Source organism: Micromonospora sp. NPDC000663 (genome assembly GCF_042898105.1).
Classification (GTDB): domain Bacteria; phylum Actinomycetota; class Actinomycetes; order Mycobacteriales; family Micromonosporaceae; genus Micromonospora.
Genome location: NZ_JBIAYR010000005.1, coordinates 15,307 through 34,684 on the forward strand (window position 1 = coordinate 15,307; position 19,378 = coordinate 34,684).

Annotated in this window: 17 protein-coding genes; all 17 read left to right on the forward strand. The window is 71.8% G+C overall.

Features of this window, described 5'->3' with window-relative positions:
* The 17 genes from ACFY1S_RS18595 to ACFY1S_RS18675 all read left to right on the forward strand — a co-directional run bounded on the left by ACFY1S_RS18595 (position 1) and on the right by ACFY1S_RS18675 (position 19,361).
* A complete protein-coding gene (locus ACFY1S_RS18595) occupies positions 1-933 on the forward strand; it encodes an ABC transporter ATP-binding protein (protein WP_387119375.1) in 933 nt (310 codons plus the stop codon).
* A 284-nt stretch (positions 934-1,217) separates the two neighbouring features.
* Positions 1,218-2,009: an ABC transporter permease gene (locus ACFY1S_RS18600; protein ID WP_387119378.1), complete on the forward strand. Its 792-nt coding sequence runs from the start codon at positions 1,218-1,220 to the stop codon at positions 2,007-2,009.
* A gap of 9 nt (positions 2,010-2,018) precedes the next feature.
* Entirely contained in the window at positions 2,019-2,828 is an 810-nt protein-coding gene (locus tag ACFY1S_RS18605) for an ABC transporter permease (protein WP_387119381.1), read from the forward strand.
* 68 nt (positions 2,829-2,896) lie between these two features.
* Complete coding sequence (locus tag ACFY1S_RS18610; RefSeq protein ID WP_387119384.1) at positions 2,897-3,922, forward strand: YihY/virulence factor BrkB family protein; 1,026 nt, start codon at positions 2,897-2,899, stop codon at positions 3,920-3,922.
* A gap of 258 nt (positions 3,923-4,180) precedes the next feature.
* Positions 4,181-5,359: an ROK family protein gene (locus ACFY1S_RS18615; protein WP_357985901.1), complete on the forward strand. Its 1,179-nt coding sequence runs from the start codon at positions 4,181-4,183 to the stop codon at positions 5,357-5,359.
* A 139-nt stretch (positions 5,360-5,498) separates the two neighbouring features.
* Positions 5,499-7,007, forward strand: a complete 1,509-nt coding sequence (locus ACFY1S_RS18620) for a sugar ABC transporter ATP-binding protein (RefSeq protein WP_387120238.1) — start codon at positions 5,499-5,501, stop codon at positions 7,005-7,007.
* Positions 7,004-8,131 (forward strand): ABC transporter permease, encoded by a 1,128-nt coding sequence (locus tag ACFY1S_RS18625; RefSeq protein ID WP_357985898.1) that lies wholly within the window; start codon positions 7,004-7,006, stop codon positions 8,129-8,131. Before ACFY1S_RS18620 ends, ACFY1S_RS18625 begins: the two co-directional genes overlap by 4 nt.
* A 98-nt stretch (positions 8,132-8,229) precedes the next feature.
* Complete coding sequence (locus ACFY1S_RS18630) at positions 8,230-9,282, forward strand: substrate-binding domain-containing protein (protein WP_387119388.1); 1,053 nt, start codon at positions 8,230-8,232, stop codon at positions 9,280-9,282.
* 54 nt (positions 9,283-9,336) lie between these two features.
* Positions 9,337-10,512 (forward strand): Gfo/Idh/MocA family protein, encoded by a 1,176-nt coding sequence (locus tag ACFY1S_RS18635; protein WP_387120241.1) that lies wholly within the window; start codon positions 9,337-9,339, stop codon positions 10,510-10,512.
* 541 nt (positions 10,513-11,053) lie between these two features.
* Positions 11,054-12,220, forward strand: coding sequence for an inositol-3-phosphate synthase (locus ACFY1S_RS18640; protein WP_387119391.1), 1,167 nt, complete (start codon positions 11,054-11,056; stop codon positions 12,218-12,220).
* Positions 12,204-13,199 carry an SCO3242 family prenyltransferase gene (locus ACFY1S_RS18645; RefSeq protein ID WP_387119394.1) on the forward strand — a complete coding sequence of 332 codons (996 nt, stop codon included), beginning with the start codon at positions 12,204-12,206 and terminating at the stop codon, positions 13,197-13,199. Before ACFY1S_RS18640 ends, ACFY1S_RS18645 begins: the two co-directional genes overlap by 17 nt.
* Complete coding sequence (locus ACFY1S_RS18650; protein ID WP_387119397.1) at positions 13,196-14,161, forward strand: sugar phosphate isomerase/epimerase family protein; 966 nt, start codon at positions 13,196-13,198, stop codon at positions 14,159-14,161. Before ACFY1S_RS18645 ends, ACFY1S_RS18650 begins: the two co-directional genes overlap by 4 nt.
* 57 nt (positions 14,162-14,218) lie before the next feature.
* Positions 14,219-14,827, forward strand: coding sequence for an EboA domain-containing protein (locus ACFY1S_RS18655; protein WP_387119400.1), 609 nt, complete (start codon positions 14,219-14,221; stop codon positions 14,825-14,827).
* A 1-nt stretch (position 14,828) separates the two neighbouring features.
* The gene (locus ACFY1S_RS18660) at positions 14,829-15,686 is read left to right on the forward strand and encodes a TatD family hydrolase (RefSeq protein WP_364362330.1); all 858 of its coding nucleotides are present in this window, start codon (positions 14,829-14,831) and stop codon (positions 15,684-15,686) included.
* Positions 15,686-16,885: a metabolite traffic protein EboE gene (gene eboE / locus ACFY1S_RS18665; protein ID WP_387119404.1), complete on the forward strand. Its 1,200-nt coding sequence runs from the start codon at positions 15,686-15,688 to the stop codon at positions 16,883-16,885. The genes ACFY1S_RS18660 and eboE overlap by 1 nt, the downstream gene beginning before the upstream one ends.
* A complete protein-coding gene (locus ACFY1S_RS18670; protein WP_387119407.1) occupies positions 16,882-18,297 on the forward strand; it encodes an alkaline phosphatase family protein in 1,416 nt (471 codons plus the stop codon). The genes eboE and ACFY1S_RS18670 overlap by 4 nt, the downstream gene beginning before the upstream one ends.
* A complete protein-coding gene (locus ACFY1S_RS18675) occupies positions 18,294-19,361 on the forward strand; it encodes a polyprenyl synthetase family protein (protein WP_387119410.1) in 1,068 nt (355 codons plus the stop codon). The genes ACFY1S_RS18670 and ACFY1S_RS18675 overlap by 4 nt, the downstream gene beginning before the upstream one ends.
* Positions 19,362-19,378 lie beyond the last annotated feature (17 nt).

The window sequence follows — 19,378 nt, forward strand, 5'->3', positions numbered from 1 at the left end:
GTGACTTCGGGGCGACCACTGATTCAGGCGCGGGGGCTGGTGAAGCGGTTCGGCGACTTCACGGCCGTGGACGGCATCGACGTCGAGGTGCGCTCGGGTGAGGCGTTCGGTTTCCTCGGGCCCAACGGCGCCGGCAAGTCCTCCACCATGCGGATGGTCGGCTGCATCTCCCCGCCGACGGGCGGTGAGCTGCGCATCCTGGGCATGGATCCGGTGGCTGACGGGCCGGCGATCCGGGCCCGGCTCGGCGTGTGCCCACAGTTGGACAATCTCGATCCGGAGCTGACCGTCAGGGAAAACCTGACGGTGTACGCCCGCTACTTCGGCATCTCGCGCCGCGCGGCCCGGGAGCGGGCCGACGAGCTGCTCGACTTCGTCCAGCTCGGCGAACGCGCCGACAGCAGGGTCGAGCCGCTCTCCGGCGGGATGAAGCGCCGCCTGACCATCGCCCGGGCGCTTGTCAACGATCCGGAGATCGTGCTGCTCGACGAGCCGACCACAGGCCTGGATCCGCAGGCGAGGCACCTGGTGTGGGAGCGGCTGTTCCGGCTCAAGCAGCAGGGCGTCACGCTGGTGCTCACCACGCACTACATGGACGAGGCCGAGCAGCTCTGCGACCGGCTGGTGGTGATGGACGGCGGGCGGATCGTGGCCGAGGGCTCACCCCGCTCGCTCATCGAGCGACACTCCACCCGCGAGGTGGTCGAGCTGCGCTTCGCCGCCGAGTCGCAGGAGCCGTTCGCCGGCAAGCTCGACGGGCTGGGCGAGCGGGTGGAGGTGCTGCCCGACCGGGTGCTGCTCTACGTGCCCGACGGCGACGCGGCGGTCGCCGAGGTCTCCGCGTTGGGGCTCAACCCCGCTAACGTGCTGGTGCGGCGCAGCGGCCTGGAGGACGTCTTCCTACACCTGACCGGCCGCACCCTCGTCGACTGACCGGTCGAGGTGTGGGAGTCGGTCCGGGGTGAGGCACTATCGCAACAGCAGTCCCTCGACCTGATCGCGGAAGTGGCGGAGCTGCGCCCCGCCCTTTCTGTTGATCCACTCCAGATCGCCGATGTGGGCGTGTCCAGGCGGCGGGATGCCGCCACATCGCCGATGTGGCGTTTGCACGGCGCGCGCCCCCGCCGAAACCCGGGCGACGCGTCGACAGGGTCGTCGTAGGGTGGCCGGCGGCCTGTCGTACCCCGGGGGTAGGAAGGTCGGGGACGGGGGTGGTCATGGTGGGTGCGGCGATCCGGGCACATGTTCCCTGGGTGCCGGCGTACGCGGTGTTCGAGCACTATCTGGTCGGTCTGCGGCGCACCTGGCGGGCGGGGGTGTTCTCCTCGTTCCTGCTGCCGGTGTTGACGGTGCTCGGCTTCGGGCTCGGCGTCGGCGCGTACATCGACCAGGGCGTCGGCGGGGTGCGATATCTGGACTGGCTGGTCCCTGGGCTGATCGCCTCGACCGCGCTCCAGGTGACCGTGGGCGACTCGACCTGGCCGGTGTTCAGCAACTTCCGGTGGGTCAAGACCTACTTCGCGCAGAGCGCGTCGCCGCTGCGGGTGGCTGACATTCTGGCCGGGCACCTGGCCTTCGTGTTGTTCCGGGTGCTCACCACGATCGCGGCGTTCCTGCTTGTCACCGCCCTGTTCGGGGCGTTGCCCTCGCCGTGGGCGGTGGCCACCCTCCCGGTGGTGGCGCTGCTCGGGTTGGCCGTGGCCGCGCCCGCCTTCGCGTACGCGGCGGCGGTGTCCAGCGACAGTTGGCTGGCGATGCTGTTCCGGTTCGCGGTCATCCCGATGACGCTGTTCGCCGGTGTGTTCTTCCCGGTCGCGTCGGTGCCCGAGGCGTTGCGCTGGCTGGCGTACGCGACGCCGCTGTGGCACGCCGTCGACCTGTGCCGGGCCGCCACGCTCGGTGTCGCACCGCAGTGGTCGATCGTCGGGCACCTGCTCTACCTGTCCGCCTGGGCGGTCGCCGGGTGGCTGCTGGCGCTGCGTGCGTTCCGTCGCCGGCTCGTCGTCTAGGGAGGGTTCGTGCTCACGTTGGTCCTGCCCCGGCTGGTCGACGTCTCCGCCGCGTCCCGGCGGTCGGTGTCGGTGGTCGAACGAAACGTCGCGGCGCTGAAGTCGGTCTACTGGCTGCTGCTGCTCTCCGGCTTCGTGGAGCCGCTGCTCTACCTGCTCTCCATCGGGGTGGGTGTCGGGGCGCTGGTCGGTGACCTGCCGCTGCCCGACGGCCGCCTCGTGTCGTACCCGGAGTTCGTGGCTCCGGCGATGCTCGCCTCGTCGGCCATGACCGGGGCGCTCGCGGAGACCACGTTCAACTTCTTCGGCAAGATGAAGTACATGAAGCTGTACGACGGGGTGATCGCCACCCCGGTACGGCCGTTCGAGATCGCGCTCGGCGAGTTGGGGTGGGCGATGCTGCGGGGCAGCGCCTACTCGGCGGCGTTCCTGGCGGTGATGGTCGCGTTCGACCTGACCACCGTGACCCGGGCGTTGACGGCTCTGCCGGCGGCGGTGCTCGTCGGGTTCGCGTTCGGCGCGCTCGGCATGGCGGTGGCGACGCTCATGCGGAGTTGGCAGGATTTCGACCTGTTGGGGTCGGCCCAGTTCACCCTGTTCCTCTTCTCCGGCACGTTCGTGCCGGCGCAGGCGTACCCGACGCTTCTGCACTGGCTGGTCGAGGTCACCCCGCTGTACCGGGCGGTGCACCTGATCCGTGGCGTCACCCTCGGTGTCGGGGGGTGGACGTGGCTGCTCGACGTGCTCTACCTGGTGGCGATGATGGCGGTCGGCCTGCTTGTCGCGTCGCGGAGGATGGGCAGGTTGCTCTACCCGTAGGGGTTACGCGCCGCCGCTGGTGGGGCATGTCGGAGGTGACACACCACCACCGATGACGAGGAGGGGCGATGGCCTCGGACGAGACTTCCGCCCACCGGGAGCGTGACCGCGCCGACGCGAGCGCGCCGGTCGGGCCCGACGCGGGGCCGGACAGCCCGACCGAACTGCCCGGCAGCGGGTGGAAGGCGGCGCTGCGCCGTACCGTCACCGAGTTCCAGGACGACAGCCTGACCGACTGGGCGGCGGCGCTCACCTACTACGGCGTGCTGTCGATCTTCCCTGGCCTGCTGGTGCTGATCTCCATCCTAGGTCTGCTGGGCGAGAGCGCCACGAACGGCGTCCGGGACACCGTCAACCAGGCGGTGCCCAACGACAGCATCCAGAAGATCATCAACGACGCGATCGGCACGGCACAGGACAACGGCGGCCTGGCCAGCATCGCGGCGATCATCGGTGTGCTTGCCGCGTTCTGGTCCGCGTCCGGCTACATCGGCGCGTTCATGCGTGCCTCGAACACCATCTACGACGTGCCGGAGGGCCGGCCGATCTGGAAGACGCTGCCGATCCGGCTGGGCGTGACCGCGGTGATCGGGGTGCTGCTGCTGGTCAGCGCGGTGATCGTGGTCTTCACCGGTCGTCTCGCCGAGGCCGTGGGGGATGTGGTCGGCCTCGGCTCGACGGCAGTCACGGTGTGGGACATCGCGAAGTGGCCGGTGCTGCTGATCCTGGTCAGCCTGATGTTCGCCATCCTCTACTGGGCCTCGCCGAACGCCCGGCACGGCGGGTTCCGCTGGGTCAGCCCGGGTGGTGTCCTGGCCGTGGTGATCTGGCTGGTGATCTCCGCTCTGTTCGCCTTCTACGTGAGCAACTTCGGCTCGTACAACAAGACGTACGGGGCGCTGGCCGGCGTGATCATCTTCTTGATCTGGCTCTGGTTGAGCAACATCGCGATCCTGCTGGGCGCCGAGTTCGACGCGGAGCTGGAGCGCAGCCGGGCCATCTCGGCCGGCCACTCGGTCGACGACGAGCCGTATGTCGAGCTGCGCGACGACCGCAAGCTCCGCAAGAAGCGCAACGCCGCGGGCAGCCACTGACAGGCACGGACCGCCCTCGCCACCGGAGAACCGCTGGCGGGGGCGGTTTCGTGTCCGTCGATGAAACTGCACGCGAGCGGATGCGGGCGCCCCGTGATCCTTTCCTAGATCGACTAGTAGCTTTTGTTCTTTCGGACAAAAGTTGGGAACAGAACGGTTGAAGCTCTGGACAGGTGGTGCGGAACGCTCCTACTGTGTCGGACACAACACATCTGCATGACGTCGATGTGAACGAGTCCGATGATGAGGTGAGTCCCGGTGCGGACCGTCGACCCCCTGCACGTCCGCCTGTTGCGGCTGCTCCGCGACGAAGGGGCCGTGTCCCGGGCCGAACTGGGCGACCGACTCCAGATGCCGCGGCCCCGGCTGCTGGCCGAGCTGGACCGCCTCGTCGCACTGGGCTACGTCGCCGAGGCCGGCCTCGCCGCCTCCCGGGGTGGACGCCGCTCCACACTCGTCGAACTGAACCCGAACCTGCGCTTCGCCGCCGTCGACCTGGGCGCCAGCTCGATGGACGTCGAGGTGGTGAACGGCCGCCTCGAACCGGTAGCGCACTACGCCGAGCCCGCCGACATCCGCAACGGCCCGAAGGTCACCCTGCAACGGGTGAACGAGTTGCTGCACAAGGCCCGGGTCGACGGGGCGTACGAGCGGTTGGACGCGGTGGGCATCGGCGTACCCGGGCCGGTCAGCTTCCGCGACGGCGTCCCGGTCTCGCCGCCGATCATGCCGGGCTGGGACCGGTTCCCGGTGCGCGAGCTGCTCAGCCGGGAGCACGGCTGCCCGGCGGTGGTCGACAACGACGTCAACATCATGGCGATCGGTGAGCGCCACGGGGGCGTCGCCCACTCGGTGGACGACTTCCTCTTCGTGAAGATCGGCACCGGCATCGGCTGCGGCATCTACCTCACCGGCGAGGTCTACCGGGGCACCGACGGCTGCGCCGGGGACATCGGCCACATCCAGGTCGACTCGCACGGCCCGATGTGCTCCTGCGGCAACATCGGCTGCCTGGAGGCGCTGTTCAGCGGCGCGGCGCTGGCCAAGGACGCCACCGCCGCCGCGCGCAGCGGCGCGTCGCCGGCGCTGGCCGAGCGGCTGACCCAGCGTGGCGCGGTCACCGCCCTGGACGTCGCCGAGGGCGCCGTCGAGGGCGACGTGACATGCATCCAGCTCATCCGCGACGGCGGACGACGGGTCGGCGGTGTCCTCGCCGGCCTGGTCAGCTTCACCAACCCGTCGATGATCGTGATCGGCGGAGGGCTGGCCCAGCTCGGGCACATCCTGCTCGCCGAGATCCGCAGCGTGGTCTACCGCCGGTCGCTGCCACTTGCCACAGGCAACCTGCCAGTCGTGCTGTCCGAGTTGGGCGGTCGGGCAGGGGTCGCCGGCGCGGCAGTGCTCGCCAGTGACGTCGCCTTCGGGGAGGCCTCCTGATGCTGCCACCGACACACAGACATTCCTGAGCGAGGAGGAGACAGTGGCCCTGCCCGAGGAGACCGCCGCCACCGAGTCGGCCGAGGCCGGCGTCGAGGCGCCGCTTGTCGAAGCTCCCCCCGACACCGTCGCGGGCGAGGTGGTCCTGCGCCTCACCGACCTGGTCAAGACCTTTCCCGGCGTACGCGCCCTGGACGGTGTGCAGCTTGAGGTGCGCGCCGGCGAGGTGCACTGCCTGCTGGGTCAGAACGGCGCCGGCAAGTCCACCCTGATCAAGGTGCTGTCCGGCGTGCACCAGCCGGATTCCGGGCAGGTGGAGTGGCGCGGCGAGCCGGTCACCTTCACCAACCCGCAGGCCGCCATGAAGGCCGGTATCGCCACCATCTACCAGGAGCTCGACCTGGTCGAGGACCTCTCGGTGGCGGAGAACGCCTTCCTCGGTCACGAGCACCGCAGGTTCGGGTTCGTCAGGCGGGGTCGGATGGCCCGGCAGACGCGGCAGATCCTGGCCCGGCTCGGCCACGGCGAGATCCCGCCCGGACGGATGGTCCGGTCGCTGCCGGCCGCCGGCAAGCAGATCGTCAGCATGGCCCGGGCGCTGTCGCACGAGGCCCGACTGATCATCATGGACGAGCCGAGCGCGGTGCTGGCGCACGACGAGGTGGGCAACCTGTTCCGGATCATCCGGGAGCTGACCGCGCAGGGCATCGCCGTCATCTACATCTCCCACCGGCTGGAGGAGATCCGCGAGATCGGCGACCGGGTCACCGTACTCAAGGACGGCCGGACCACCGCGGCGAACCTGCCGGCGCGCGACACCCCGACCCGCGACCTGGTCAGCCGGATGACCGGCCGGACCATCGAGTACGTCTTCCCGGACCGCCCCACCGACGACGGCGCCGGTGCCGATCTGCTCGAGGTGCAGGGGCTGACCCGCGCCGGCGAGTTCGCCGACGTGTCGCTCAACGTGCGCGCCGGGGAGATCGTCGGCATCGCCGGCCTGGTCGGCTCCGGCCGGTCCGAGCTGCTGGAGACCATCTACGGTGCCCGCCTCCCGGAGGTCGGCTCGGTGCGGATGGAGGGGCGGGTGCTGCGTCCCGGCGTCGGCGCCGCGGTGCGGGCCGGCATGGGAATGGCTCCTGAGGAACGCAAGAGTCAGGCGTTGCTGCTCGGCGAGCCGATCTACCGCAACGTCACGCTTGCCACCTTCGGCCGGTACGCGCGGCTCGGCTTCACCGACGCCGCCAAGGAACGCGCCGAGGCGGACCGGATCGCCGAGCGCCTGGAGTTGCGGCCCCGGGACGTCGACCGGCCGGTGCGCACCCTCTCCGGCGGCAACCAGCAGAAGGTGGTGGTCGGGCGGTGGCTGCTCGGCGGCACCAAGTTGCTGCTGCTCGACGAGCCCACCCGGGGTGTGGACGTGGGTGCCCGGGCTGAGCTGTACCAGGTCATCCGCTCGCTTGCCGCCCAGGGCGTCGGGGTGCTGCTGGTCTCCAGCGAGGTCCCCGAGGTGCTGGGCCTGGCCGACCGGGTGCTGGTGATGCGGGAAGGACGGGTCGTCCGCGAGGCCGCGGCCGGCGAACTCGACGAGAACACCGTGCTCGACCTCGTGATGGCGGGGTCCCTGATGGAAGGCGCACCGGCATGAGCGACGCGACTCCCACTCCCACCGCGACACCGGAGCGCCCGCAGCTTCCGGCGCAGTCGCCGCCTGTGGACCCGGCGGAGACGGCGGTGGCCAGTGACAAGGCGGCGGGCACGGGCCGGCTCTCCTGGTGGCGGGGGGACGGCGGCGACGGCGCCAAGCGCAACCTCGGTCTGATCGGTGTGCTGGCCGCGCTCATCGTGGTCGGCGCGGTCACCAAACCGGACCTCTACGGCGACCCGACCTGGGTGTGGAACAACGTCCTGGCCATCCTGCAACTCGCCTCCGTCGTCGGCGTGGTCACGGTCGGCATGACCTTCGTAATCATCGGCGGTGGCATCGACCTGTCGGTCGGGGCGATCGTCGCGCTGGCCGGCGTCTGGTGCACCACGGTGGCCACGCAGAGCTACGGCGCCGGCGGCATGATCTTCACGGCGCTCGTCGTCGGCATCTGCGTCGGCCTGGTCAACGGCGTGCTCATCTCGTACGGCCGGTTGGTGCCGTTCATCGCGACGCTCGCGATGCTTGTCGCCGCCCGCGGCCTCGCGGCGTCGATCTCCAACAAGCAGACCCAGGTGTCCAGCAGCACCTTCATCAACGACATCGCCGCCCGCAAGGTGCTCGGGATTCCGATCCTCGTCTACATCCTCGGCGCGGTGGTGCTGGCCGGCTGGGTCCTGCTCAACCGCACGACGTTCGGCCGGCGGACCATCGCCGTCGGCGGCAACCCGGAGGCCGCGCGGCTGGCTGGCATCAACGTCCGCCGGCACACCATGCTGCTGTACGCGCTCTCGGGTCTCTGCTGCGGCATCGCCGCCATCATGCTCACCTCGCAGGCCACCTCGGCGCAGGCGGCGATGGCCAACCTCTACGAGTTGGACGCGATCGCCGCCGCGATCATCGGCGGGACGCTGCTCAGCGGTGGCCGGGGCACCATCGTCGGCTCGCTGCTCGGCGTCATCATCTTCGCCACGATCACGAACCTCTTCGCCATCAACGGCCTCTCCATCGAGGCGCAGAACATGGTCAAGGGCGGCATCATCGTCGCCGCCGTCCTGGTCCAGCAGTTCCAGTTCAAGTCAGTCACTCGGCTCCTCGCGCGGAACAGGGTCACCACCGCAACCTGACGCACCGCACCGTTCTCCCTGGCGACGTCGAGATCTTCGACAGTGGCCGGGCTCCGCACACCCTCACCCCCAAAGAAACCGCTCCCAGGAGGTCTTTCATGACCCAGCACAGTCGCGACGTGTCGCGCCGCCGGTTGCTCTTCGGTGGAGCCGCAGTCGGCGCCGCCACCCTGCTGACCGCCTGCACCAGCAACGAGACCCCGGCCGCCAGCACCCAGACCAAGGCCGCCGGAAACAGCGAAGGCAACAACGCCCCGGGCAAGAAGGTCGTCATCGGCTTCTCCGCCCCGGCCGCCGACCACGGCTGGATGGGTGCGATCCACGCCAACGCCAAGGCCCAGGCCGCCGCGTACTCCGACGTGGAGTTCAAGGAGGTCGACGGCGGGTCGAACTCCGAGGCCCAGCGCTCCACGCTCGGCACGCTCATCGCCCAGAAGCCGGACATCATCGTCGTGCTCCCGCACGACGGCAAGGAGGTCAACGCCGTTGCCCTCCAGGCCATGCAGGCGGGCATCCCCATCGTGAACCTCGACCGGGCCTTCCCCGACGCGCTTGCCTCGCGGCTGGTCATCAAGGGCGACAACTACGGCATGGGCGTCTCGGCCGGGCACTTCATCGGCAAGCAGCTCAAGGACAAGGGCATCGCCAACCCGGTGATCGGTGAGATCGCCGGCCTGGAGATCCCGCTGACCGTCGAGCGCAGCGCCGGCTTCGCGGCGGCCCTGGCGACCTACGGGTTCAAGGTGGGCAACAGGCGCTCGGCCGAGTTCACCTCCGACAGCGGACAGCGCGAGGCGGCCCAGCTGCTCCAGGCGCTGCCGAAGATCGACGCGATCTGGAACCACGACGACGACCAGGGCATCGGCGTGCTCGCCGCCATCAAGCAGGCCAACCGGTCGGAGTTCTTCATGGTCGGCGGCGCGGGCTCCAAGCTCGCGATCGACGCGATCAAGGCCGACAACTCAGTGCTCAAGGCGACAGTCACCTACAACCCGTCGATGGCCTCCTCGGCGGTCTCGCTCGCGCGGCTCATCGCGCAGGGTCGGGGCCTGGGCGACCTGACCGAGCTGCAGGTGCCCAAGGAAGTGACCCTCGCCTCCGAGACGATCACCAAGGAGAACGCGAGCAGCTACGACAAGCTCGGGTTCTGACATACCGGGGGGAGACCCACCTTGTCCACGACAGACAGAGAACTGCGGATCGGCATGGTCGGTTACGCGTTCATGGGCGCCGCGCACTCACAGGCGTGGCGCACCGTGAACCGCGTGTTCGACCTGCCGGCGCGGGCCCGGATGGCGCTGATCTGCGGCCGGGACACCGGAAAGGTGGCTGACGCCGCCGACCGGCTCGGCTGGGACGCGTACACGACGGACTGGCGTGACCTGATCAACCGGGACGACATCGACGTGGTCGACGTCTGCACACCGGGCGACAGTCACGCCGAGATCGCGCTCGCCGCGTTGGCCGCCGGTAAGCACGTCCTGTGCGAGAAGCCGTTGGCCAATTCGGTGGCCGAGGCACGGGCGATGACCGCCGCGGCGGAGACAGCCCGGGCCGCCGGGGTGCGGTCGATGTGCGGGTTCAACTACCGCCGGGTCCCCGCGGTCACGATGATGCGCCAGCTGGTCGCCGACGGACGACTCGGGGTGATTCGACACGTCCGTGCGACGTACCTGCAGGACTGGATCGTGGATCCGCAGTTCCCGCTGGTCTGGCGGTTGCAGAAGGACAGGGCGGGCTCCGGGGCGCTCGGCGACATCGGTGCGCACATCATCGACCTGACCCAGTTCGTCACCGGCCAGCGGATCACCGGGGTCAGCGCCGTCACCGAGACGTTCGTCAAGGAGCGGCCGCTGCCGGCCGAGTCGAGCGGTCTGGCGGCCACCGTGGACGGCGGCTCGGCGCCCACCGGGCCGGTGACCGTCGACGACGCCGCGGTCTTCGTGGCCCGGCTGGACGGCGGCGCGCTTGCCACGTACGAGGCGAGCCGTTTCGCCACGGGCCGCAAGAACGCCCTGCGTGTCGAGATCAACGGCTCGCTCGGCAGTGTCGTCTTCGACCTGGAACGCCTCAACGAGCTGGAGTTCTACGACGCCACCCGGCCGGGTGCCGAGCAGGGCTTCAGCCGGATCCTCGTGACCGAGGGTGAACACCCGTACATGTCGGCCTGGTGGCCGCCGGGTCACATCATCGGCTACGAGCACTCCTTCACGCACGAGATGCGTGACTTCATCGAGGCGGTCGCCACCGGTGTCGACCCCGCCCCGTCCTTCGCCGACGCGTTGCAGGTCCAGCTCGTGCTGGACGCGGTGACCCGTTCGGCGGAGATCGGCTCCTCGTGGACCGAGGTGGAGCCGACACTGGCCGCGGTGGCCGTCTGACCATCGATCACCCGCGATGGCGGTGTTCTCCGCCGTCATCGCCCGACCGGCTTTCCGAAGCCGACCGGCGAGGGACCGGCCGCGGTTTGCGCCCCGCGGCCGGGACGAGGTCGGCGACGGAGGGCGTGCAGCCGGGCCGTACGGCCCGGTGGCGCACGAGCAGGACGGTCGTCCGGTGCGGCCGGACCGGGATTCCCCGGCCGCACCGGAGGACCGCCACCATTCCCGGCGGGCCGGAGAATCCGACGTTCCGCCGGCCTGAGACGTCCGGTCCGGGCATGCCAACGCTCTGGCCGGCCGGATGCGGGGGAGGCAGGGTCGAGACGCCGACCGACCCTGCCTGCCAGCCCCGTCTGTCCGTACCCGCACCGGGAACCGGTCCGGCGTCGTCGCCGCCGACGCCGACGTCGGAACCGGGTGCCGTCCTGGTGCGGGCCGGGCGGGCGGGGCCCATCCACCAAGGGCGTATCTTTCCGAACAATATTCTGATATTCCTATATTTAGTGGTACCGACGGTTCCTCTGGATGAGGAGGGTGCACCATGCGAACGGGTGTCTGGTTGGTGGGAGCGCGCGGTTCGGTCGCGACCACCAGCATCGTCGGAGGGCTCGCGCTGCGAGCCGGCCTGGCCGGGCCGACCGGCTGCGTCACGGAACTGCCCGAGCTGCGGGGTCCCGCCCTGCCGTCCTTCGCCGACCTGGTCTTCGGCGGGCACGACCTGACCACCACCCCGCTGTGCAAGCGCGCCGAGACGCTCGCCGACGCCGGTGTCGTCCCCGGCAGGCTGGTCGCCGCGCTCCCCGACGAGCTGGCCGCCGTCGAGCAGGAGCTGCGCCCCGCGCCGACCGGTGCCACCCAGGCCGACCGGGCCGCCGCCGCCGTCGACGACCTCACCAGCTTCCGGGAACGGCACGCACTGGAAAGGGTGGTGGTGGTCAACGTCTCCGCCACCGAACCGGCCCCCCGACCGCACCCGGGGCACGCCGACCCGGACGCGCTGCGTGCCGCGCTCACCGGCCCGGACGAGGTGCTGCCGTCCAGTTCCCTGTACGCGTACGCGGCGCTGCTGGCCGGCTCCCCGTACGTCGACTTCACCCCGTCCACCGGGCTGCGGCTGCCGGCGCTCGCCGCGCTTGCCGAGGAGCTGCGACTGCCGTACGCCGGGCACGACGGCAAGACCGGGGAGACCCTGGTCAAGTCGGTGCTCGCGCCGATGTTCGCGATGCGCAACCTGGCGGTGCGCTCCTGGTCCGGGATGAACCTGCTGGGCGGCGGCGACGGCGCCACCCTCGCCGACCCGGCCGCCAACGCGGCGAAGGTGCAGAGCAAGCAGCGGGTGCTCGGCGAGACGCTGGGCTACGTCCCGCAGGGCGGCACCCGGATCGAGTACGTCGAGGAGCTGGGCGACTTCAAGACCGCCTGGGATCTGATCACGTTCGCCGGCTTCCTCGGGACCGGCATGCGGATGGAGTTCACCTGGCACGGCTGCGACTCCGCCCTGGCCGCGCCGCTGGTGCTGGACCTGGCCCGACTTACCGCCGCCGCGCACGCCGCCGGACGCGTCGGGCCGCTGCCCGAGCTGGGCTTCTTCTTCAAGGACCCGCTCGGCGCCCCCACCCACTCGCTGGCCGAGCAGTGGACGCGGCTTACCGACTTCACCCGCCAGTTGCACGCCGGCCGGGACGGTGGCCATGACCACGCTGTCTGACGTCGCCGAGCTGGTCCGGGCACCGGCGGCGCTCTCGGTGCCCGGTGACGTGATCGCCGGTGCGGCGGCGGCCGGCGCGCTGGGCCCGCGTACTCCCGCCCTGGCCGGCGCATCGGTCCTGCTCTACTGGGCCGGCATGGCCGCCAACGACTGGGCGGACCGCCGCCTGGACGCCGTGGAGCGGCCCGAGCGGCCGATCCCCAGCGGCCGGGTCACCCCTACCGTCGCTGTCGGTCTCGCCGCCGGTCTCACCGCCGCCGGCGTGGGCCTGGCCGCCGCCGTGGGCGGTCGCCGCGCCGCCGCCCTCGCCGTGCCCCTGGCCGCCACCATCTGGGGGTACGACCTGCTGGCCAAGAACACCGCCGCCGGGCCGGCGGTGATGGCCGCCTGCCGAGGGCTGGACGTGCTGCTCGGCGCGTCCGGCGGCCGGCTGACCCGGGCGTTGCCGGCGGCGGCGACAGTCGCCGCGCACACCTGGACGGTCACCGCGCTGTCCCGGCGGGAGGTCACCGGCGCCGACCGGGTCCTGCCGATGCGCACGCTCGCCGGCACCGCCCTGGTAGCCGCAAGCGCCGCCGTCGCCGCGCCGGGCACCCGCCGCCCCCCGACCGGGCAGACCGATCGGGCCGGGTTGTCTGGCCGGGCCGATGCGGCCCCGCATGCCGAAACGACCGACCGGGGCGGGGCCGTCGACGAGACCCCTGTCCACGGAGCCCGCTCCCGGTCGGCCGGGATCGCGGCCGTGCTGCCCGCCGTGCTGGCCGGTTGGTACGCGGCCCGGTACGGCGCGGCGCAGGCCGAGGTGGTCCGTGACCCGTCGGCCGGACGGGTCCGTGCCGCCGTCGGCGCGGGGATCACCGGTCTACCCGCCCTCCAGGGGGCGCTCACCGCACGCGGCGGAGCCGGCCTGCTCGGCGTCGCCGTCGCGGCGGCGGCGCCGTTGGGCCGGCGGCTGGCCCGGAAGATGTCCCCGACATGAGCGCCCCCGCGCCCCGACCCGCGCCGCCGGCCGCCGACGCGACGACCCTGCGCCTGGGGTACGGCACCAACGGCTTCGCCAACCACAGGCTCGACGACGCGCTCGCCGTCATCGCCGACCTCGGGTACGACGGGGTGGCGCTCACCCTGGACCACGACCACCTCGACCCGTTCGCGCCCGGCCTCACCCGCCGGGTCACCGCAGTCGGCCGACGACTGAACGAGCTGGGCCTCTCCGTGGTGATCGAGACCGGGGCCCGGTACCTGCTCGACCCGTGGCACAAGCACGCCCCGACGCTGCTGCACGACGACCCGACGCGGCGGATCGAGTTCCTGCGGCGGGCCGTCCGGGTCGGCGCCGACCTCGGCGCGGAGGCGGTCTCGTTCTGGGCCGGCGTACGCCCCGAGGCGGTGTCGCCGCAGTGCGCCTGGGACCGTCTGGTCGCCGGGTGCGCCACAGTCGTCGACGCCGCCGACTCCGCAGGCGTCACCCTCGGCTTCGAACCGGAGCCCGGAATGCTCGTCGAGGACATCGCCGACTGGCGTCGACTGCACACCGCCCTCGGGGCGCCGGCCCGCCTCGGCATCACCCTCGACATCGGACACTGCCGTTGCCTGGAGCCGTGGCCGGTGCCGCAGTGCGTCGCCGAGGTGGCCGACCACCTGGTCAACGTGCAGATCGACGACATGCGCCGGGGTGTGCACGAGCATCTGGAGTTCGGCGTCGGCGAGATCGACTTCCCGCCGGTGCTGGCGGCCCTGGCGCAGGCCGGCTACCGGGGTCTGGTCGCGGTGGAGCTGCCCCGCGACTCACACGCCGCACCTGCCGTGGCGGCCCGGTCGATCGAGTTCCTGCGCGCCGCCGCCGCAGCAGCCGCGGCCGCGACATCCACTGCCGCGACATCCACTGCCGCGACATCCGCCGAGGCGACACCCACCGACGAGGCCCCGGTGCACATATAGCTGCAGAGCAAAGGGGTGGCGGGGCACACCTGGGAGCAGCACGAGGGAGGAGACGGCATGACACCGGATTCACTACGGGCCGCACTTCGAGGCGTACCCGATCCCGACTGGCTGGACACGGCGGTGCGCCGGGTCGCGACCGAGCCCACCGAGATCATCCGGCTCTTCCCCGCCGCGGGCCGGCGCTGCGGACGCGCCGCGCTGCCCGACGCCCCCGGCTGGACCGCCGATGACGCGGCCCGGGTACTGCTGCTCACCGCGCTCCCCGGCGACCACGCCTCGTACGCCGACACCCTCTACCGGCACGGCGACGCGGCCGAGCGGCGGGCCGTGTTGCGCGCCCTGCCGCTGCTGCCGATCGGCGCCGCCGGGGTGCCGCTGCTGCACGACGCGATCCGGACCAACGACACCCGGCTGGTCGCCGCCGCCCTCGGCCCGTACGCCAGGCACCTCGACGCGGCGGCGTGGCGGCAGGCGGTGCTCAAGTGCGTGTTCAGTGGCGTCCCCCTCTCCTCGGTGGCCGACCTGGACGCCCGCGCCGACGGGGAACTGGCCGCCATGCTGGCCGCTCTCGCCGCCGAACGGCACGCCGCCGGTCGGGAGTTGCCCGCCGACGCCACCGAACTGCTCGACCGGCTCACCGCCGCACTGCCCCGGGAGGCGTGACATGCGCATCTTCGACCCACACATCCACATGACCTCACGCACCACCGACGACTACGAACGGATGGCCGCCGCAGGCGTCCGCGCCGTGGTGGAACCGTCGTTCTGGCTGGGTCAGCCGCGCACCAGCGCCGCCTCGTTCACCGACTACTTCGACTCGCTTATCGGCTGGGAGCCGTTCCGGGCCGGGCAGTTCGGGGTGCGGCACTTCGCCACCGTGGCGCTGAACCCCAAGGAGGCCAACGACAGCCGCTGCCGCCCGGTCCTGGACCTGCTGCCCCGCTACCTGGACAAGGACGCGGTGGTGGCGGTCGGCGAGATCGGCTACGACTCGATGACCCCGGAGGAGGACGAGGCGTTCGCCGCCCAGCTCGCGCTGGCCGTGGCGCACGACCTGCCGGCGCTCGTGCACACCCCGCACCGGGACAAGGCCCGGGGCGTCGAACGCACCCTCGCCGTGGTCGCCGAGTCCGGCATCGAACCGGGACGGGTGGTCGTCGACCACCTCAACGAGGTGACGGTCAAGCTGGTCCGGGACACCGGCTGCTGGCTGGGCTTCTCCATCTACCCGGACACCAAGATGACCCCGTCGCGGATGGTCGAGCTGCTGCGCGAGTACGGCACCGAACGGATGCTCGTCAACTCGGCCGCCGACTGGGGGCGCTCCGACCCGCTGCTGACCCGGGCCACCGGCGAGGCGATGTCACAGGCCGGGTTCAGCGACGACGACATCGACAGGGTGCTGTGGCGCAACCCGGTGGAGTTCTACGGGCAGTCCGGCCGGCTCGACCTCAGCGATCTGGAGGACCCGGCGGCCGTGGACCCGCAGACCGGCAACTCGATCCTGCGCGGCGGCAGCTGATGCGGCTACGACATGCCGGCGGCGACACCGTGCACCTCGGCTACTGCACGAACGTGCACCCCGCCGAGGACCTCGCCGGCATCATCGGTCAACTGGACACCTACGCCCTTCCCGTCCGCGAGGCGCTCGGCAGCGACAGGCTCGGGCTCGGCCTGTGGCTGGCCGCCCCGGTCGCCGCCGAGCTGGCCGCGGACCCGGCGCTGCGCCGCCGGCTGCGCACCGAACTCGACGCGCGAGGCCTCGAGGTGGTCACCCTCAACGGCTTCCCGTACGCGGCCTTCCAGGCCCCGGTGGTCAAGAAGGACGTCTACCACCCCGACTGGACCACCGAGCAGCGGTTGACGTACACACTCGACCTGGCCCGGGTGCTCGCCGACCTGCTGCCCGACGACGCGGCCCGAGGCTCGATCTCCACCCTGCCGCTGGCCTGGCGGCAGCCCTGGGACACCGACCGGGCCGACGCCTCCCGACGCCGGCTGGACCAGCTCGCCGCCGGCCTGGCAGCGGTGCAGCGGGACACCGGCCGCGAGGTGCGGGTCGGCTTCGAACCGGAGCCCGGCTGCGTGGTGGAGAGCACCGGTCAGGCCGCCGCCCTGCTGTCCGGCATGGACACCGAGCGGTTGGGCATCTGTCTCGACCTGGCCCACCTGGCGTGTGCCTGGGAAGACCCCGTGGCGGCACTGGACCGGCTCCGGGCGGCCGGGCTGCCGGTGGTGAAGGTGCAGGTCTCCGCCGCCGTCGAGGCCGCCGACCCGGTCGGTGGGGCCGAGGCGCTGCACCGCTGGGTGGAGCCTCGCTTCATGCACCAGACCCGGGGCGCCGGGTGCGCCGGCGGCAGCGACCCCGCCGACGAGGCGTACGCCGCCGACGACCTGGACGAGGCCCTGGACCGGGCGCTGCCCGGCCCGTGGCGGGTGCACTACCACGTGCCCCTGCACGCCCCGCCGGAGGAACCGCTCGGCTCGACCCTGCCTGTTCTGCGCGCCGCCCTGAGAGCGCTCTACACCGGTCCGACCGCGGGGTGCGACCACCTCGACGTCGAGACGTACACCTGGGGGGTGTTGCCGGCCGCGCGGAGGCCGGGCACCGACGCGGAGCTGGCCGGCGGCATCGCCGCCGAGCTGGCCTTCGCCCGTGACGAACTGGTCGGCCTCGGGCTGACCCCGGAGAGCACAGTGAACACGGGAGTGACGCGATGAGCCGACGACTGGTGGTCCTCGACGTGGTGGGGCTGACCCCGCGACTGCTGGCGCACATGCCCCGCCTGCGCGGTGTCGCCGACGGCGGCTTCCGGGCCGAGCTGGGCACCGTGCTGCCCGCCGTGACCTGTTCGGTGCAGTCCACCTTCCTCACCGGCGAACCGCCGAGCGGGCACGGCATCGTCGGCAACGGCTGGTACTTCCGGGAACTGGGCGAGGTGCTGCTGTGGCGGCAGCACAACGCGCTCGTCGGCGGGGAGAAGCTCTGGCAGGCGGCCCGCAGGGCCGAGCCCGGCTACACCGTCGCCAACGTCTGCTGGTGGTACGCCATGGGCGCCGACGTCGACTGGACGGTCACCCCGCGCCCGGTGTACTACGCCGACGGGCGCAAGGAGCCGGACTGCTACACCGACCCGCCGGAGCTGCACGACGCGCTCACCGGCCGGCTGGGCACCTTCCCGCTGTTCACGTACTGGGGGCCGACGGCCAGCCTGGCATCGTCGAAGTGGATCTGCCAGGCCGCCGAGCAGATCCTGGCAGATGTGTCGCCCGACCTCACCCTCGTCTACGTCCCGCACCTGGACTACGACCTGCAACGCTTCGGTCCCTCGTCGGCGCAGGCCGCCGCCGCGGCGGCCGAGCTGGACACCGTGCTCGGGCCACTGCTGGACGCCGCCCGTGCCCGCGACGCCACAGTGGTGGTGCTGTCCGAGTACGGCATCACCGACGTGTCCCGACCGGTGGACGTCAACCGGCTGCTGCGCTCCGAAGGGCTGCTGCGGGTGCACACGCAGGCCGGCATGGAGTACCTCGACCCGTGGACGTCGAAGGCGTTCGCGGTAGCCGACCACCAGATCGCGCACGTCTACGTCAAGGATCCGGCCTACGTGCCGGCGGTGGCGAAGCTCTGCGCCGGCCTGCCCGGGGTGGCCGAGGTCCTCGACGCCGAGGGCAAGGCCGCGCACGGGCTGGATCATCCGCGCGCCGGTGAGCTGGTGCTCGTGGCCGAGCCGGACGCCTGGTTCACCTACTACTACTGGCTCGACGACGCCCGCGCGCCGGACTTCGCCCGGCTGGTCGAGATCCACCGCAAGCCCGGGTACGACCCCGCCGAGCTGTTCTTCGACCCGGCCAACCCCGGGGCGGCGAAGTTGCGGGCGGCCGCCGCGCTGGCCCGCAAGAAGGTGGGCATGCGGTACCTGATGAGCGCCGTCGGCCTGGACGCCGGCGCCCGCGCGGTACGCGGCTCGCACGGACGGCTGCCGGACGACCCGGCGGACGCCCCGGTGCTGCTCTGCTCCGACCCGGGCGCGGCCCGGGACCGGATCGCCGCCACCGAGGTCAAGGGGTTGTTACTGGAGTTGGCCGGGTTAGGGGCCGGCGGCGCGGAGGGGTCGGGGGAGCGGACATGACGGTCACCGTCGCGCCCACCGACACCAGCGGGCTGCGCGCGCGCTTCGACGCGGAGCTGGCCGCGTTCCTCGACCGGCAGGGGCCGGACTGGCCGGACGGCGCGCCGCGCGGGGTGTTCACCGCGCTGCAACGGTTCGTGTTGGCCGGCGGGAAACGGCTGCGTCCGCTCTTCTGCTACTGGGGTTGGCGCGGGGCGGGCGCCGCCGACGGCACCCCGATCGTGGTGGCGGCGGCGGCCCTGGAGCTGTTCCACGCGTTCGCGCTGATCCACGACGACATCCTCGACGGCAGCGACCGCCGTCGGGGGGAGCCGTCGGTGCACAGGCTCTTCGCCGACCTGCACGCCCGTTCGTCGTGGCGCGGCGACCCGGAGGCGTACGGGCGCAACACCGCGCTGCTCTGCGGCGATCTCTGCGCCGCCTGGTCGGACCAGATGTTCCACGAGTGCGGTCTGGGCACCGAGCAGGTGCACCGCGGCTACGGCGTGTTCGCGTTGATGCGTACCGAGGTGATCGCGGGGGAGTACCTGGACCTGGTCTCCGGGGTGGGCGACGGTTCGGTGGCCAGCGCGCTCACGGTGATAAGGATGAAGGCCGCCCGCTACACGGTGACCCGGCCGTTGCAGATCGGCGCCGCGCTGGCCGGTGCGGGACCGGAGCTGATCGAGGCGCTGGGCGAGTTCGGTGACCCGTTGGGTGACGCGTTCCAGCTGCGCGACGACGTGCTTGGCGTCTTCGGTGACCCGGCGGTCACCGGCAAGTCGGTGCTCGACGACCTGCGCGAGGGCAAGCCGACGGTGATGATGGCGCTGGCTCGCAGCGCCGCCGACCGGACGCAGACCGCGCGGCTGCGGGAGCTGTTCGGCAACCCCACGCTGGACTCCGACGGCGCGGCGGAGCTGCGGACGATCATCGAGGGGACCGGCGCGCGGGAGCGCATCGAACAGATGATCCGGGTCCGTACCGAGGCGGCGCTGACCGCCCTGGAGAGCGCCCAGGTGGCCGACGAGGCCCGTGCCGCGCTTATCGCGTTGGCCGCGCAGGCGATCGACCGCCGCGCCTGAATCCTGCCGACTTTCGG